At 73.6% G+C, this 16836-nt stretch carries 13 protein-coding genes and 2 pseudogenes; 10 read left to right on the top strand and 5 right to left on the bottom strand.

The features are described from left to right. The first annotated feature begins 3 nt into the window (after window positions 1-3). A complete protein-coding gene (locus ACFZAU_RS19835; RefSeq protein ID WP_500553229.1) occupies window positions 4-972 on the top strand; it encodes an SDR family NAD(P)-dependent oxidoreductase in 969 nt (322 codons plus the stop codon). 112 nt (window positions 973-1084) lie between these two features. Further along, complete coding sequence (locus tag ACFZAU_RS19830) at window positions 1085-1657, top strand: CGNR zinc finger domain-containing protein (protein WP_500553256.1); 573 nt, start codon at window positions 1085-1087, stop codon at window positions 1655-1657. Between the two features lie 73 nt (window positions 1658-1730). Here ACFZAU_RS19830 and ACFZAU_RS19825 read toward each other — a convergent pair whose 3' ends face one another. Genes ACFZAU_RS19825 through ACFZAU_RS19815 form a run of 3 tightly spaced genes read right to left on the bottom strand, consistent with a single transcriptional unit; the run spans window position 1731 to window position 4607 of the window. Further along, the gene (locus ACFZAU_RS19825; protein ID WP_500465084.1) at window positions 1731-2423 is read right to left on the bottom strand and encodes a cytochrome b/b6 domain-containing protein; all 693 of its coding nucleotides are present in this window, start codon (window positions 2421-2423) and stop codon (window positions 1731-1733) included. Then, window positions 2365-3093 (bottom strand): molybdopterin-dependent oxidoreductase, encoded by a 729-nt coding sequence (locus ACFZAU_RS19820; protein ID WP_500553228.1) that lies wholly within the window; start codon window positions 3091-3093, stop codon window positions 2365-2367. The genes ACFZAU_RS19825 and ACFZAU_RS19820 overlap by 59 nt, the downstream gene beginning before the upstream one ends. Before the next feature lie 2 nt (window positions 3094-3095). After that, window positions 3096-4607 carry a GMC family oxidoreductase gene (locus tag ACFZAU_RS19815; protein WP_500553255.1) on the bottom strand — a complete coding sequence of 504 codons (1512 nt, stop codon included), beginning with the start codon at window positions 4605-4607 and terminating at the stop codon, window positions 3096-3098. Window positions 4608-5262: 655 nt separating this feature from the next. On the opposite strand from ACFZAU_RS19815, the gene ACFZAU_RS19810 reads away from it, so the two are divergent. The 4 genes from ACFZAU_RS19810 to ACFZAU_RS19795 all read left to right on the top strand — a co-directional run bounded on the left by ACFZAU_RS19810 (window position 5263) and on the right by ACFZAU_RS19795 (window position 10245). Continuing rightward, a complete protein-coding gene (locus tag ACFZAU_RS19810) occupies window positions 5263-7209 on the top strand; it encodes an N-acetylmuramoyl-L-alanine amidase (RefSeq protein WP_500553227.1) in 1947 nt (648 codons plus the stop codon). A 162-nt stretch (window positions 7210-7371) separates the two neighbouring features. After that, complete coding sequence (locus tag ACFZAU_RS19805; protein WP_500553226.1) at window positions 7372-7848, top strand: hypothetical protein; 477 nt, start codon at window positions 7372-7374, stop codon at window positions 7846-7848. An 85-nt stretch (window positions 7849-7933) separates the two neighbouring features. Continuing rightward, the gene (locus tag ACFZAU_RS19800) at window positions 7934-9379 is read left to right on the top strand and encodes a glyceraldehyde-3-phosphate dehydrogenase (RefSeq protein ID WP_499600917.1); all 1446 of its coding nucleotides are present in this window, start codon (window positions 7934-7936) and stop codon (window positions 9377-9379) included. 125 nt (window positions 9380-9504) lie between these two features. Beyond that, window positions 9505-10245, top strand: a complete 741-nt coding sequence (locus ACFZAU_RS19795; RefSeq protein ID WP_500553225.1) for a GNAT family N-acetyltransferase — start codon at window positions 9505-9507, stop codon at window positions 10243-10245. A gap of 26 nt (window positions 10246-10271) precedes the next feature. Here the strand turns inward: ACFZAU_RS19795 and ACFZAU_RS19790 are convergent. Next, window positions 10272-10895, bottom strand: a pseudogene (locus ACFZAU_RS19790) (TetR/AcrR family transcriptional regulator). Between the two features lie 131 nt (window positions 10896-11026). On the opposite strand from ACFZAU_RS19790, the gene ACFZAU_RS19785 reads away from it, so the two are divergent. Both ACFZAU_RS19785 and ACFZAU_RS19780 read left to right on the top strand, forming a co-directional pair. Further along, a complete protein-coding gene (locus ACFZAU_RS19785; protein ID WP_500553224.1) occupies window positions 11027-11752 on the top strand; it encodes a DUF2625 family protein in 726 nt (241 codons plus the stop codon). Window positions 11753-11853: 101 nt separating this feature from the next. Continuing rightward, window positions 11854-13095 (top strand): serine/threonine-protein kinase, encoded by a 1242-nt coding sequence (locus ACFZAU_RS19780; RefSeq protein WP_500553223.1) that lies wholly within the window; start codon window positions 11854-11856, stop codon window positions 13093-13095. Window positions 13096-13107: 12 nt separating this feature from the next. Here the strand turns inward: ACFZAU_RS19780 and ACFZAU_RS19775 are convergent, their stop codons facing one another. Further along, on the bottom strand, window positions 13108-13950 hold the full coding sequence (locus ACFZAU_RS19775; RefSeq protein WP_499600906.1) for an undecaprenyl-diphosphate phosphatase: 843 nt from the start codon (window positions 13948-13950) through the stop codon (window positions 13108-13110). 465 nt (window positions 13951-14415) lie between these two features. Between ACFZAU_RS19775 and ACFZAU_RS19770 the strand changes: the two genes are divergently transcribed. Both ACFZAU_RS19770 and ACFZAU_RS19765 read left to right on the top strand, forming a co-directional pair. Further along, on the top strand, window positions 14416-15717 hold the full coding sequence (locus ACFZAU_RS19770; RefSeq protein ID WP_500553222.1) for a hemolysin family protein: 1302 nt from the start codon (window positions 14416-14418) through the stop codon (window positions 15715-15717). Continuing rightward, a pseudogene (locus tag ACFZAU_RS19765) lies at window positions 15714-16744 on the top strand (hemolysin family protein). The gene ACFZAU_RS19770 and the pseudogene ACFZAU_RS19765 overlap by 4 nt, the downstream one beginning before the upstream one ends. Window positions 16745-16836: the final 92 nt, after the last annotated feature.

The raw sequence follows: 16836 nt of genomic DNA, 5'->3' as shown, positions 1-16836 counted from the left end.
GCCATGACCGAGCAGGCACTCGTCACCACCCCGTTCGGAGCGCGGACCACCGCGGCGGAGGTCGTCGCCGGCGTGGACCTCACGGGACGGCGGGCCGTCGTCACCGGCGGTTCCTCGGGCATCGGCGTGGAGACGGCACGCGCCCTCGCCGCCGCGGGCGCCGAGGTCACCCTGGCCGTACGCGACACCGCGGCGGGCGAGCGGGTCGCCGCCGCCCTCACCGCGGGGACCGGGAACCCGCGGGTCCTGACGGTACCCCTCGACCTGGCCGACCGGGCGTCGGTCGCCGCGTTCGTCGCCGCGTGGGAGGGACCGCTGCACATCCTGGTCGCCAACGCGGGCGTCATGGCGTCCCCCGAGACCCGCACCCCCGAGGGCTGGGAGCTGCAGTTCGCCACCAACCACCTCGGCCACTTCGCCCTGGCCACCGGACTGCACCCGGCGCTCAGGGCCGCCGGTGACGCCCGCGTGGTGGTGGTCGCCTCGGTCGGCCACGTGAACGGCGACGTCCTCTTCGACGACGTCAACTTCGAGCGCCGGCCCTACGACGCCTGGGCCGCCTACAGCCAGTCCAAGACCGCCAACGTGCTGTTCGCGGTGGAGGCGGCCGCGCGCTGGGCCGGCGACGGCATCAGCGTCAACGCCCTCAACCCCGGCCGGATCGCCGAGACCAACCTCGCCCGGCACATCGGATCGGCCCTCGACGCCCCCGCGTCCTTCGAGCCCGGCCGGAGCGACGGCGTCTCGGTGAAGAACATCGAGCAGGGCGCCGCCACTTCGGTGCTGCTCGCGGCGTCCCCGCTGGTCGAGGGCGTCACCGGCCGGTACTTCGAGGACTGCGCCGAGGCCGCTCCGCACCGGCCGGGGCTGCGCCGCGGGGTGGCCGCCCACGCCGTGGACCCGCGGAGCGCCGCGCGTCTGTGGCAGCTCTCCCTCGACCTGCTCGCCGCCGCGCCCCCGGTCGTCTCCTGACCCCGGTCGCCTCCTGAGCCCGGCCCCGGGCCGGGCCCGGGAGGGGAAGCCGCACAGTCGTCGGCGCGGGCACCTTGCCCTCTTGTTCGTCACCTGTCAAAATGGTGACATGATGCATGTGTTCAAGTGCGGTCTGCCCGTGCTGGACTTCGTGGGCACCCTGAGGCGCCGCCGTAACCCGGACCCCCAGGAGATGCTCACGACGCCGGAGAGCCTGGACGCCTGGTTCCGCGAGTCGGGACTCGTCGACGTGGACGTGCGCTCGCAGCCGAACGACGTGGCGGACGCGGTCTCCCTCCGGGAGGCGGTCTTCTCGCTCGTCAGCTCCGCCCTGAACAAGAGGGGTTACGAGAGCGACGCGCTGGCGCTCCTCAACGCGGCGGCACGCGGGCCGTCCGCCGTCCCGCAGCTGACCAGGGAGGGGCGCAGGGTCGAGGCGACGGCACAGCAGGCGTTGTCGTCGCTGGCCCGCGAGGCCGTGCGGCTGCTCAGCGGCCCTGACGCGGAGCTGGTCAAGGAGTGCAGCAGGCCGGAGTGCACGCAGATCTACCTCGACCGCTCGCACGGCAGCCGCCGCGAGTGGTGCGCCATGGACCCCTGCGGCAACCGCGTGAAGGCCGCGGCGTACCGCGCGCGGAAGAAGGCGGCCAAGCCGCCGGCCGTGTCCGGCGCGCGCGGCGCGTAGCCCCACGACACGCAAGGCGGCCGGGCCCCGGGGATCGGGGACCGGCCGCCTGCCGTGCGTGCGCGGGAGCGGTTCAGGGCTCCCGGGAGTGCTTCGCCGCCGGGCGGTCCTCCTCCAGCCAGTGGGCGTGCCACCGCTTCGCCCAGCCCAGGGACACGTAGCCCGTGCGCATCCCGAGCCGGGCCTCGGGGTCCTGGAACGCCTTGCGCAGGTGACCGATCACCACCAGGGCGATCGCCCAGGCCAGGACGTCGTGCACGAAGATCGCGCTGGTGCGGGAGACCGCGGGCAGCAGTCCGGTGAACCACATCAGCAGCCCGGTGCCCGTCATGACCAGCACGGCCCCGGCGAGCCAGCCCGCGTAGAGCTTCTGGCCGGCGTTGAACTTGCCGGCGGGCCGCAGGTCCGGGGCGGTCAGACGCTTACGCGCCGCACGCAGCCAGCGCCGGTCGTACGAGGCGAAACGGTTCAGCCTTCGCAGGTCGGCGCGGAAGGCCGGGGAGGCCAGACCGAGCAGGAGGGGCAGCGGAAGCAGGATCCCCGACCACTCGTGGACCGTCGCGACCAGGTGGCGCCGCCCGACGAGCTGGGCCAGCGGCCCCAGATAGAGGCAGGCCGCGGTCGTCAGGCAGAGCAGCATCAGCAGACCCGTGCCGCGGTGCACCCAGCGTTCGGCGCGGGTGAACCGCAGCACGCGCGCCGCGCGCTCAGGCGGCCTGCGCGCCGCCGCGCCGGTCGGCGCCGTCGAGCCAGCCGTCGACGTCATAGCCGTACTCCTCCCAGTAGCCGGGGACGACCTCGTCGGTCACGGTGATTCCGGACAGCCACTTGGCCGACTTGTAGAAGTACATGGGCGCGGCGTAGAGCCGGACGGGGCCGCCGTGCTCATGACTGACCGGCTTGTCCTGCATCTTCAGGGCGACCAGCATGTCGGGGCGGCGGGCCTGTTCGAGGGTCAGGCTCTCGGTGTACACGCCGTCGAAACAGGTGAAGTGGATCGCCTTGGCGTCGGGACGCACGCCCGCGGCGTCCAGCAGGTCCGACAGCGGCACGCCCTCGAAGGGGGTGTCCGCCACCCGCCACCCATCGGTGCACTGCACGTCGCGCACGATCCGCCGCTGCGGGAGGGCGCGCAGCTCGTCGAGGGTGTACGTGCGCGGCCGGTCGACGAGACCGTTGACCCTCAGCCGGTAGGTCCGCGCGTCCTTGCGGGGCACCGAGCCGACGACGCTGTAGTAGCGGAAGCCGCCCGGGTTGGGCAGCACTCCGGTCAGTCCCGTGGGGTCCGCCTGCGAGGCGGCTCCGAGGAAGTTCTCCCAGCCGCGCTGCAGCCAGGGCGCCGCGGCGACACCCGCGACCCCGGCGCCGAGCATGCCGAGCATGGCGCGGCGTGCGACGGGGGCCCCGCGCTCCGCCCGGTTCTCCTGGTCGCTCATGCTCACGCCCCCTTCCGCGAGACGAACTCGGCGGCCCGTTCGGCGATGGCGTAGACCGTCGCGTTGGTGTTCCCCGAGACGATCGACGGCATCACCGACGCGTCGGCGACGCGCAGTCCCTCCAGGCCGCGGACCCTCAGCTCCTCGTCGACGACGGCGCCCTCGTCGGTGCCGAGCCGGCACGTGCCGACCGGGTGGAAGTAGGAGGCCAGGTCCCGGTGGAGGTAGGCCGCGATCGCCGCGTCGTCCTCGACGTCCGGGCCGGGGAGCACCTCCTCGCCGCGCCAGCCGTCGAGCGCCCTGGCCCGGCCGATCTCGCGGGCCGCGCGGATGCCGGCGACCATGGCCCGCAGGTCGCGCGGGTCGCTGTAGTACCGCGGGTCGACGAGCGGGGCGGTGCCCGGCGAGGGCGCCGCGAGCCGCACCGTGCCGCGGCTGTGCGGGCGCATCAGCGACACGCGGATCGTGTAGCCCTCGCGCGGACCCGCGAGGGCGGGGGAGTGGCTCGGGACGTCGACGAAGATGATCTGCAGGTCGGGGGCGTCGGCCGTGGGCGTGCTGCGCAGCAGGCCGAGGGCCTCCCCGTGGTTGTTCCGGGCGGCGGGGACCGGGCGGGCGGCGGAGTGGACCACGCCCGCCATCACATGGTCCTGCAGACCGCTTCCCACACCGGGCAGGTCGTGGACGGCCTCGACGCCGGTCTCGCGCAGGTGCCGGTGCGGGCCGATGCCCGAGAGCATCAGCAGGTGCGGGGTGCCGATGGCGCCGGCCGTGAGGATCACCTCGCGGGTGGCGCGGGCGGTGACCCGCTCTCCGCCGGCGGTGTACGCCACGCCGGTGCAGCGGTCGCCGTCCAGCAGGACGCGGTGGGCGAGCGCACCGGTCACGACGCGGAGGCCGGCCCGTCCGGAGGCGGGCGTGAGGTAGGCGTCGGCGGCGCTCTGGCGCCGGCCGTCGACGATGTTCAGGTCCGGCCGGCCGAAGCCCTCCTCCAGCCCGGAGCTGATGTCGCGGGCCCTGCGGTGGCCCGCCTCGGCGGCCGCTTCCAGAGAGGCCTCCAGCACCGGGTTCGGCTCGCGGGCGGGGGCGACGGTCAGGGGACCGTGCTGCCCGCGCGTACGGGGGTCACGGCCCTGCGCGCGCTCGCTGCGCATGAGGTACGGCAGGAGGGCGTCGAAGTCCCAGCCCTCGGCGCCGCCGGCGGCCCAGGCGTCGTAGGAGCTGCGGTGCCCGCGGGTGAAGACCATGGCGTTGATCGCCGACGAGCCGCCGAGGCCGCGGCCCCGCGCGAGGGGGACGGACGCGCCGCCCGCGGCCTGCTCGGTCGTGCGGTCGCCCCAGTCGGACGACGTGCCCAGCAGCCGCGGCCACGCGGGGGGCACCGGCATCGCGTCGGGCACCTCGGACCCGCCCGCCTCCAGCAGGAGGACGCGGGCGTCGCCGTCCTCGGACAGGCGCGCGGCCAGCACGCTGCCCGCCGTTCCCGCGCCCACCACGAGGTAGTCGTACTCCACTGCCTGGCTCACGCAGCCTCTCCCGTTCCGGTGGCGCGATGACCGCCTCGTCACCCATTGAAGTGGTGACGACACTGGCACACGACAACGTCACCTGTCAAGGTGGTGATTCATTCCAAGGAATGGACTTCTGCTCCGCAACCGGACCGTGAATGCCCGTTTTGGGGCGGCTATGTCCCGGCACTTACTTGCATGATGCAGCTCTCCCTTGATCTACTCCTTGACGCAGCAAGCGCCAAGTGGCCGGGGCCCGCGGCTCCCGTGTGCACGCCCGTCCGGACAGGAAGAGGATCTCCGTGAGTTTCCACCGTCGGGGCGGTGACGCACAGGGGCGCCGTGCGGCTGCGACACAGCGGCCGGATCCGTCCGCGAACACGGCCCGCGCCCTTCCCTCCCTGCCGGATCCCCGGTGCGGGAACGGGAGTCGCGGCGGGTGCCGGGAATCCGGCTGATGGACCCCCGCGCCCTTCCCGCGCGGCCGCCCGGTCCGGGATTCCACGGCCGGCCGGGCGCGCGTGGCTCGATAGTGACGGCGCCTCAGTTCCGCGGGATGCGGCGTGAGTAGAATCCGCGAGCCCTCCACGGGGCGGCGACACGTCACATCGCAGTGTGGCCGGGGGAATTGGCCCCCTTCGTTCAAGATTTGGGATCGTTCATGACTTCAGAGACATCCACCCGCCGGCATGCCAAACGGCGCCGGCCCGGCCTGCTGGCCGCGGCCGGCGCGCTGGTGGTCGCGGGTTCGGTGGCCGTGCCGCTGACGGCGCAGGCCACCGGCGCCGCGCCGGCGGACACCGCCCGGCAGCGGGACTTCGCCGCGGCGGCCGAGGAGTACCACGTGCCGGAGCAGCTGCTGCTGGCCGTGGCGTACCAGGAGTCGGCGTGGGACGGGCACGCCGGCGGGCACAGCGCCGCGGGCGGCTACGGCCCGATGCACCTCACCGACGTCACCACCGAGATGGTGTCCGGCGGCGCCGCCGGAGCGGCCGGCCGCAGCGACATCGCGTCCTTCGTCGCCGACCCGGCGCAGCACACCCTGCAGGCCGCGGCGAAGCTGACCGGCCTGACCGCGGCGGAACTGCGCGGCGACCCGGCCGCGAACATCCGCGGCGGCGCGGCGCTGCTGGCGTCGTACCAGAAGGCCACCGGCGGCTCGGTCTCCGCCGAGGCCGGTGACTGGTACGGGGCGGTCGCCCGCTACAGCCAGGCCTCGCAGGCGCAGGGCGCCAAGGCCTTCGCGAACCGCGTCTTCGCCACCCTGGCCAAGGGCGCCGGCCGGACCACGGCGGACGGGCAGCGGGTCCGCCTCGCCGCCATGCCGCAGGTCGAGCCCGCAACAGGCCAGTTGGCCAAGCTGCGCCTGAAGGTCGCGGCGACCGCGGACACCGAGTGCCCCACCACCGTGGACTGCACCTTCGTGCCGGCGGCGTCGAGCAACGGCCAGGTCTCCAGCCGGCCGGCCAACGGCATCCGGATCGACACCATCGTCATCCACGACATCGAGGGCTCCTACGAGTCCGCCATCGCCACCTTCCAGACCCCGGGCAGCTCGGCCGCCTCGCACTACGTGATGCGGTCCTCGGACGGCGCCGTGACGCAGATGATGCCCACGAAGGACATCGCCTTCCACGCGGGCAACTACTCGTCCAACATGCACTCCATCGGCATCGAGCACGAGGGCTTCGCCGCGCACGGGGCCGACTGGTACACCGAGGCGCAGTACGAGGCCACCGCCGAGCTGGTGAAGTACCTGGCCGAACGCTTCGACATCCCGCTGGACCGGCAGCACATCGTCGGACACGACAACGTTGTCGGCCCGACGTCGGCGACCGTTTCCGGCATGCACTGGGACCCGGGCCCGTCCTGGGACTGGGAGCACTTCATGGACCTCGTCGGCGCGCCCGCCGAGGGCAAGCGCGGCGTCGGCGACGTCGGTTCCGTGGTGACCATCGCGCCCGGCTTCGAGCACAACGAGCAGACCGTCGAGATCTGCCCGAGCGACGACCCGACCGGTGCCACCCCCGAGTGCACCAAGGTGACGCAGCCGTCGAACTCCCTGTTCGTGCGCACCGCCCCCAGCGACACCGCGCCCCTCTTCGGTGACCAGGCTATCCACTCCGGTGGCAACGGCACCGACCGGATCAACGACTGGGGCAACACCGTGCAGGCCGGCCAGCAGTTCGTGGTCGCCGGCAAGGAGGGCCCCTGGACCGCGATCTGGTTCAGCGGCGCGAAGGTGTGGTTCCACAACCCGAAGGGCGCCAACACCCTCGTGGCGCGCGGCGGTTACACCCTGATCAAGGCCGGCGTCACCCCCGCCACGCCGCCCGCCAAGGTGTACGGCTCCAGCTACCCGGACGCCGCGGAGTACCCGGCCGGCTACGGCGCCTCCACCCAGGCCCCGCTGAGCATGTACTCCATCCCGTCCGGCCAGGCCTACGTCGCCACCGCGGCGCCGGCCCTGACCGACGACTACTTCAAGGCCGACGGCAAGGTCGTCTTCGGCGCCAAGAAGATGTACACCATCCAGTTCAACCACCGGGTGGCCCTGGTGTACGCGAACGACGTCATCGCCACGCAGCGCCCCGCGCACAACGGCTGACACGCGTACGACGCAGTGAGGGTGGGGCCCGTGAGCCACGGCTTCCGGGCCCCACCCGCGTCCGGGCCCCCGGTCCTCCCCCCACCCCGCCCTCCCGCCGGCGACCGGTCCGGCAGCGCGGCGAGCGCCGGCTCGCCGACCGCACCACTTCTGGAGCCACAGGTGCGCACAGCACTCCTGCCCGCAGCCCTCGCCACCGCCGCCCTGGGGGTGTCGGCCGTCTCCTGCGCGGACGCGCCGCGCCCCGGTGACGACCCCCGTCCGGGCGGCACGGCCGCCGAGGCGCCCGCGCAGGAACTGCGGGTCGGGGCCGTCTGCTCCTCCCACTTCGCGTTCGCCACCGACGTCTCGTGCGGGCTGGTGGAGCTCGGCGACGTCCGCTTCCACTGCGCGGGCGAGCACGACGGTCCCTGTCCCCGGACCCGTTCCGTGACGTTCGAGAACATCGGCAGGACCTCGGTGCGGCTGGTGGCGGTCAGCGGCTCGGCGCCGGGGGAGCGGCACGAGAGCGTGTCCCGCGCGCTGCCGACCGGTGCCCGGGCGGTCGTGGCGCCGCGGGCCGGCGACCGGTTCCTCTACGACGTCCTCCTGCGCGCGCGGACCGGTTCGGCGGCCGTCGGGGTCGTCGCCGTCTCCTGAAGGCGGCGGGCGGCAGGACCCGCGGGAAGCACGAGGTGGCCGTGTGGTTAACATATGAGCACCGCCTAGCTCGAAAGATAAGCCTGTGACTGTCAATGACGACTCGTTCACCGACTGGAAGCACCGCGAGGAGATCGCGGAATCGATGATCCCGATCATCGGGAAGCTGCACAGGGAGCGGGACGTGACCGTCCTGCTGCACAGCCGCTCCCTGGTGAACACGTCGGTGATCAGCATCCTCAAGGCCCACCGGTTCGTCCGGCAGATCGCCGGGGAGGAGCTGTCGGTCACCGAGACGCTGCCGTTCCTGCGGGCCCTCACCACGCTCGACCTCGGACCCTCCCAGATCGACCTCGGGATGCTCGCCGCGGGCTACCGGGACGACGACCGCGGGCTGTCCGTCGAGGAGTTCACCGCCCAGGCCGTCGCGGGCGCCACGGGTGACGGCAAGATCGAGCGCCGCGAGCCGCGCGACGTCGTCCTCTACGGCTTCGGCCGCATCGGCCGTCTCCTGGCCCGGCTGCTGATCGAGAAGGCCGGGTCCGGCAACGGCCTGCGGCTGCGTGCCGTCGTCGTCCGCAGGGGTTCCGGGCAGGACCTCGTCAAGCGCGCCTCGCTGCTGCGCCGCGACTCCGTCCACGGCCAGTTCCAGGGCACGATCACCGTGGACGAGGCGAACGGCACCATCATCGCCAACGGCAACGTGATCAAGGTGATCTACGCCGACGACCCGGCGTCGGTCGACTACACCGCGCACGGCATCAAGGACGCCATCCTCATCGACAACACCGGCCGGTGGCGCGACCGCGAGGGGCTGTCGCAGCACCTGCGGCCCGGTGTCGACAAGGTCGTCCTGACCGCGCCGGGCAAGGGGGACGTGCCCAACGTCGTCCACGGCGTCAACCACGACATGATCAAGCCGGACGAGCGGATCCTGTCCTGCGCCTCCTGCACCACCAACGCCATCGTGCCGCCGCTGAAGGCGATGGCCGACGAGTACGGCGTCCTGCGCGGCCACGTCGAGACGGTCCACTCCTTCACCAACGACCAGAACCTGCTGGACAACTACCACGGCTCCGACCGCCGTGGCCGCTCGGCGGCGCTCAACATGGTCATCACCGAGACCGGCGCCGCCTCGGCCGTCGCCAAGGCGCTGCCCGACCTCAAGGCGAAGATCACCGGCAGCTCGATCCGCGTGCCCGTACCGGACGTCTCGATCGCGATCCTCAGCCTGCAGCTCGGCCGCGAGACCACCCGCGAGGAGGTCCTCGACCACCTCCGCGAGGTGTCGCTGACCTCGCCGCTCAAGCGCCAGATCGATTTCATCAGCGCCCCCGACGCCGTCTCCAGCGACTTCGTCGGCTCGCGGCACGCCTCGATCGTCGACGCCGGCGCCACCAAGGTCGACGGTGACAACGCCATCCTCTACCTCTGGTACGACAACGAGTTCGGCTACTCCTGCCAGGTCATCCGGGTCGTCCAGCACGTCTCCGAGGTCGAGTACCCGACCTACCCGGCCCCGCGGGCCTGACGGTCGGGCGCGCCGGTGCGCCGCCGCGGCCCCGGCCGCAATTCGTTTGCGCCCACCGGCGGGCGGCCCGCAGCATGGGCCGCATGAGAGCGATGCCGACGCCGGCGGGCGGGTACTGAGTGACCGTGCACGAGGAAGAGCGCCTGGTCCTGCGCGGGCCCGGGGGACTGCCGGAACTGACGTACGTCGAGGGGGTCCGGGACGGCCGCCCATGGGCCGACCTCGCCCAGGCGGTGGGGCCCGACCCCGTCCCGGCCGTGCTCGCGGGCATGCGGGGGTGGGCCGTGTCGGGTTCCGTCGAACTCGGCGAGCAGCTCGTACGGCACGGTGCCCGGGTGCTCCGGCACGCGCACGGAATGGCGCGGGACCTCGTCGCCGACCCCCCGCCGCGCGAGTGGGGCACCTCGCCCCTGCCGGACGGGCTGCGCACGGCGCCCTGCGACCGCGGGGCCCGGGAGCTGTTCCCCGCCTGGCGTGCCGCCTTCGGACCCGGTCATCCCGACCACGTCCAGGGCGGTGACGAGGCGGCTCTCGACAGCCAGCTGGCCCCGCTGCTGGCGGGCGCCGTGCTCGGGCCCGTCCTGCCGTGCAGCACCCTGGCCGTCGACGAGGCCGACCAGGTGGTCGCGGGGGTCGTCGTGACGGACCGGGACGGCCTCCCGTGGGTCACGACGGTCTTCCGGCAGCCGGATTCCCGCTACGCCGGTCTCGGTTCGCGGCTGCTGCGCCGGGTGCTGGCGGACGCGGCGGCGGGCGGTCTGCCGCGGATCGGCCTGGCCGTGAGCGACGCCAACCCCGCCCGCCGGCTGTACGAGCGGCTCGGGTTCGCCGTCACCGACACCTCACTCACCGTCCTCGTCCCCTGAGGGACCCGGATGCCACCGGCGGCGGGTCAACCGCCGCCGGTGAAGCGGGCGTTCAGCAGGGCGAGTCGGCGCCCGTGTGCCGCCTCCTGGCAGCCGTCCGCTGCGCATGAGGGTGACCAGGCCGTGCAGGGCGGCCCAGTAGGTCTCCGTGAGGAGGTCCGGTGCGTCGCCGGCACCCGCGACCGGCTCGACGGCCCGCAGCAGTTCGCCGAACGCCTCGCGCAGGGCCGCCGGGGCCTCGGGCGTGGCGAACGGCAGGCCGACCTGGTGGGTGAACATCGCGTCGTAGAGGGCCGGCCGCCGCCGCGCGAACGCCGTGTACGCCTCGCTCACCGCGGCAAGGTCTCCCGTGGGTCCGGCGCCTCGGTACGCGCGCGGCGCAGATCGGCGGCGAGTTCCGCGAAGCCCTGCACCGCGACGGCGGCCATGATGGCGTCCTTGCCCTTGAAGTGGCTGTACAGGACGGGCTGGCTGTACTCGATCTCGGCGGCCGGCCGCCGTGTGGTGACCGCGTCCCAGCCCTCGGCCTCGGCCGGCTCCCGCGCGGCCGTGATGATCAGCTGCTCGCGGTCGGCTCGCTCGCGCTCCCGGCGCGTCCGGATCGTACGAGTACTTCCGCCACTTGCAGCGGTCGCCCTGGGCGGGGCCACCCCGGAGAGCCTGCTGGAGGTGCAGGAACGGTACGACACCCACTTCCTGCACAACGCCGCCTGGGACCGGCGGGGCTGAGTCCGGCGGGGCTGAGTCCGGCGGGCCGGGGCCCGGCTGGGATCATCCTCAAATGCGCCAGATCGACGAGTTGACCGACGTGGACGCCCCGGCCTGGCCGGAGCTGGAGACCATGCTCACCGCCGCCCCCGTGCCCGTCCGGGTGCTGCCCGCGGATCCCGGCGAAGGGCGCCGGTGCCTGCTGCAGTTGCAGGTGACGGCCCGGTCGGCCCTGGGCGCCCTGGTGCTGAACACCGGCGGGCTGCTCCTGGACGACGGATGGGTGCGGGTGTTCGGCGGCGGCGGGACGGGCGAGGGGGGCCTGCCGAGCCTGGGGCGGGCCAACCGCTTCCCGGCGGCCTTCGACCCGGCCTGGCACCCCGGCACCGGGCTCGTCGTCGGCCAGGACGTGCTGGGCGGGGTGTTCGCACTCAACGGCCACGATCCCGCCGCCGTGGGACGCCCCGGGGCGCCCGGCCGGATGACGTACTTCGCGCCCGACACCCTCGCCTGGGAGGCGATGGACATGGGCTACGCCGAGTGGGTCGCCTGGCTGCTCTCGGGGCGGACGGCGATGTTCTACGAGGGGCTGCGCCCGCCGGCGTGGCGCGAGGAGGCCGCGGCACTCGCCCCCTCGCAGGGGCTCGCCGTGTACCCGTTCCTGTGGTCCGAGGAGGCGCACGCCGACCTCGCGGCGACGACCCGGACGGCGGTTCCGATGCGCGAACTCGTGGGCGCCGCCGCCGACTTCGCCCGGCGGACGGGCCCGGCCGACCCGGGGTTCCTCGGCGAGGTGTGAGCCCCCGGCGGTTGCGGCCGCAGGTCATCGCGGGTGCGCGGGTGAAGTACCTTAAGGGGGGTCTGGTTTGGCTCGCGGGATCGAGGTCGTACGACGTGCTGGTGGCGGATCGGTATCGCTTGGACGCGCCCATCGGCCGCGGCGGCATGGGCGAGGTGTGGCGGGCGACCGACGAGGTGCTGGGACGTTCCGTCGCGGTCAAGCTGCTGCTGGGCGACGGGTCCGACCCCTCGGCGGCCGCGCGGTTCCGGCTGGAGGCACAGACGGCGGCGCGTCTGGGGCACCCGCACGTCGTGGCGGTCTTCGACTTCGGGGCCTGGGACGGGCGGTTCTTCCTCGTCATGGAACTGGTCGAAGGCGACAGCCTCGCCCAGTTGCTGGAGGCCGGGCACCTGCTGACCGCCGATCACGTCGCGGTCGTCGCCGCGCAGGCCGCCGCGGGACTGGCGGCCGCCCACCAGCAGGGCATCGTCCACCGCGACATCAAACCGGGCAACCTGATGCTCGACGCCGCGGGATCGCTCAAGATCGGCGACTTCGGGATAGCCCGGTTCGTCGACGATCCCGCCGCAGGGCTCACCATGACCGGGCAGATCGTCGGCACCAGCCTCTACCTCGCGCCCGAACGGGCCCTGGGCCGGACGGCGGGACCCGCCTCCGACGTGTACGCCCTCGGCTGCGTCCTCTACCAACTGCTGACGGGCCGCGCACCCTTCCAGGGCGACAGTGCGACGGCGCTGCTCTACCAGCACATCGACAGTGCCCCCGTGCCGCCCTCCCAGCTGGGCGCCGACCTGCCCTCCGCCTTCGAGGACTACCTGCTCGGGCTCCTGGCCAAGCAGCCCGAGGAGCGGCCGACGGCCCAGGACGTCGCCGACTGGTTCCGTACGGACGCGTGGCGCGCGCACTCCGTCCCGCCGCTGGCCACCGTGCCGTCGAACGGCGCCCCGGGCGGGGCCGGGCACGAGGCCGGTACGGCGGCGCTGGTCCGGCCGCCGGCGACGCGCTCGGCACGCAGCGCCCGTTCGGCGGCGTCGGCCTCCAGGCGGCGGGCCGCTCCGGCGCAGCGCCGCACCCCCCGTGAGTTCATCCGCTACCGGCCCCGCGTCGCGAGCGCCATCGCCGGGGTGGTGGCCTTCGTGGTGGCCGTGATCCTCGGCATGGTCTGGTTCTCGCCGGAGAGCAGTTCCGCGAAGACCCCCACCGACGGTCCGAGCGCGACGTCGACCGAGGGGAGCGGGTCCTCGCCCGGGTCGCTCACGCCGTCCGCCGGCCAGGGCGGCGGTCAGGGTGACGACGACCAGGGCGACGACCAGGGTGACGAGTCGCAGGACGAGGACTGAGCCCGGCGGCGGTCAGCCCACGCCGCCCGCGCCCGGCGCGACGGCACCCGCCGCGACGAGCCCCAGGATCAGCACGCCGAGCAGCACGCGGTAGACCACGAACGGCGTGAAGCTGTGCGTGGAGACGTACTTGAGGAACCAGGCGATGGCCGCGTAGCCCACGGCGAAGGCGATCCCGGTGGCGAGCAGCGTCGGCCCCCAGGCGGGGGCGGACCCGTCGCCGATCTTGAACAGCTCCAGCGTGCCGGAGGCGAGCACCGCCGGGATGGCCAGCAGGAACGAGTAGCGGGCGGCCGCCTCACGGCTGTAGCCGAGGAAGAGCCCCGCGCTGATCGTGCCGCCGGAGCGGGAGACACCGGGGATGAGGGCGAGCGACTGCGCGAAGCCGTACCCGAGGGCGTGCGGGAGGGTCAGCTCGCTGATGGGCTTGGCCTTGCGGATCGCCCGGGTCCGGTCGGCAACGGCGAGGACCAGCCCGAAGAGGATCAGCACGGCGCCGGTGATCCGCAGGTCGCGCAGGGAGGTCTCGATGCTGTGCTGGAAGACGGCGCCGAGCACCGCGATGGGGACCGTCCCGATGATGACGAACCAGCCCATGCGGGCGTCGGGGTCCTTGCGCCGGTCGGGCACGAAGAGGGACGTCGTCCAGGCCTTGACGATCGAGACGATGTCGCGGCGGAAGTAGATCAGCACCGCCGTCTCGGTGCCCAGCTGCGTCACCGCGGTGAAGGCGGAACCGGGGTCCTTCCAGCCGGCCAGGGCGGAGAACACGCGCAGGTGGGCGCTGGAGGAGACGGGCAGGAACTCGGTGAGCCCCTGCAGCAGGCCGAGGACGGCGGCTTCGAACCAGGACATCGGGGGGTGACTCCACGGATGGTCGGGTCGGCACGGCCCGGCGGGACGGAGCCGCTCGGGTGAGGTGCGCGACATGAGGTCGTACGGCGGTCGTGGGGCGGTGGCGGTGCGGGTGGCCGGACGGGCGGGGGTGCGGCCCGCGGTGGAGCGGGCCGTGCGTTCACTCCTTCACCTGTGGTTCCGTCGGCCCCTGCGGGCCACCCGCAGAACTACCGCGTCAGGTAAAGAAGTTCCCAAGACACCCACATGGCCGAGCGGAATCCCGCCGGTCGCGCGGTCGGGTCGCCCGTGCCACAGAAGGGCCGTCTCCATTGACGGCCTCCTTTGCGCTTCCTTTACCATGGGGGAAACCCGCCGTACCGAGCACGAAGAAGGAGCCGCGGTTCCCGCGATGGACCATCCACCGAGTACCGACCGTGTCACCCCCCGACAGACCCGCCGAGGCGTGGGAACGGAGGTGACACGGTGACCGAAGTCCTGCTCCTCCTGCTGGCCCTGGTGCTGACCCTGGCCTGCGCGGTGTTCGTCGCGGCGGAGTTCTCCCTGACCACGGTCGAGCGCGGGGAGCTGGAACGTTCCGCCGCCGCCGGCGAGCGCGGCGCGGACGGCGCCCTCGAGGCCGTGCGGCGGCTGACCCTCCAGCTGTCCGGCGCGCAGCTCGGCATCACGGTGACCTCACTGGTCATCGGCATGCTCGCCGAGCCGTCGCTGGCGGTCCTGCTGGGCGGCCCCCTCCAGGCCGCCGGCCTGCCCGAGGGCGCCGTGTCCGTGACCGGGACCGTCCTCGGCGTGTTCGTCTCGACCGTCGTGCTGATGGTGATCGGCGAGCTGGTCCCCAAGAACTGGGCGATCTCCAGCCCGCTGGCCGTCGCCAAGGTGGTGGCCGGGCCGCAGCGCGGCTTCACCGCGGCCTTCTCACCCCTGATCCATCACCTCAACGACACCGCGAACCGCCTGGTGCGCCGCTTCGGCCTGGAACCGGCCGAGGAACTGGCCTCCGCCCGCACACCGGACGAGCTGCGGGCCCTGGCCCGGCACTCCGCCGCCGCGGGCGTGCTGGAACCGGACTCCGCCGAGCTCTTCGTCCGCACCCTCCACCTGAGCGAGCTGACCGCGGAGAACGTCATGACCCCGCGCGTGGACGTACGGGCCCTGGAGGCCCGCGCGACCGCCGCCGACGCCGTGGCGCTCTCGCTGGCCACCGGCCTGTCCCGGTTCCCCGTCCACCGGGACGGCCTGGACGAGGTCATCGGCACCGTCCACATCCGCGACGTGCTGGCCCTCCCGGCCGGGGAGCGCGCCACCACGCCCGTGGAGGCACTGGCCACCGCCCCGCTGCTCGTCCCCGACAGCCTGCCGGTGAACCGGCTGCTGGACCGGCTGCGCAGCCGCCGCACCATGGCCGTCGTCATCGACGAGTACGGCGGTACCGCCGGTGTCGTCACCGTCGAGGACGTCGTGGAGGAGGTCGTCGGCGACGTGCGCGACGAGCACGACCCCCAGCGGCGGCCCGACCTCGCCCCCGCGGACGACGGTTCCTGGGAGGCCGACGGCAACGTCCGCATGGACCAGCTGGCCGGCATCGGCCTGACCGCGTCCGACGGCCCGTACGAGACCGTCGCCGGCCTCGTCTCGACGGAGCTGGCCCGCATCCCCGCCCCCGGGGACAGCATCGATCACGACGGCTGGCGGCTGACCGTGCTCAGCGTCGACCACCACGTGGCCGAGCGGGTACGCGTCGCACGCATCACGGAGGACGCCCGATGACCGCGCTGCAGCTGGCCGTCGGCGCCCTCACCCTGCTGACCAACGCCTTCTTCGTGGGCGGTGAATTCGCCCTGATCTCCGTACGCCGCAGCCAGATCGAGCCGCGCGCGCAAGGAGGCGACCGGCGCGCCCGCACCGTGCTGTGGGGCCTGCAGCACCTGTCCGCTCTGCTGGCCACCGCGCAACTGGGCATCACCGTCTCCTCGCTGGTGCTGGGCGCGGTCGCCGAGCCCGCCATCGCGCACCTGCTGGAGCCGGGCTTCGAGGCCGCGCACGTCCCGCACGCGCTGGTGCACCCGATCTCGTTCGTGATCGCCCTGACGGCGGCCACCTACCTGCACATGCTGGTCGGCGAGATGGTGCCCAAGAACATCGCGCTCGCCGCGCCCGAGCGCTCCGCGCTGCTGCTCGGCCCGCCCCTGGTGGCCGTCACACGCGCGCTGCGGCCGGTGGTCTTCGGCATCAACGCCTTCGCCAACGCCCTGCTGCGGCTGCTGCGCGTCGAGCCCAGGAACGAGGTCGCCGCCGTCTTCACCGACGACGAACTGGCCCGCCTGGTCCAGGACTCCAGCGCCGCCGGACTGCTCGACGCCACGGGCGGCGAGCGCCTGCGCGACGCCCTGGAACTGGGCAGCCGCCCGGTGGGGAGATCCTCGTGCCGGCCGCCCGCATGGTCACCGTCGGCGAGCGGGTCACCCCGGACGAGCTGGAGCGGACCGCCACCGCCTCCGGCTACTCGCGCCTGCCGGTCACCGGCCCCGACGGGGGCGTCCTGGGCTTCCTCCACATCAAGGACACCCTCGGCGTCGCCGAGCGCGACCGGCCCTTCCCCGGGAGCGCCCTCCGCCCCGTCATCAGGCTGCGCCCCACCACCCCGCTGGACGACACGCTCACCGCCCTGCGGGCCGCGGGCACCCACCTGGCCGCGGTCACCGCGGACGACGGCACGCTGCTCGGCTACGTCACCATGGAGGACGTCCTCGAGGAACTCGTCGGCCCCGCCGCGGAGGTCGAGGAGCCGGCCTGATCCGTCCCGCCCCCGGCGGGCCGCCCGACGGCCGCCCGCCGGGGGACGTCACGCGGGCGGCGCGACGGCCCCTCGGCCGGGTAGCGGGGGAG

It is taken from the genome of Streptomyces sp. NPDC008238, assembly GCF_042956445.1.
Taxonomy (GTDB): Bacteria; Actinomycetota; Actinomycetes; order Streptomycetales; family Streptomycetaceae; genus Actinacidiphila.
Note: the sequence above shows the minus strand (reverse complement) of the source record. Positions and strands in the feature narration are given on the sequence as shown.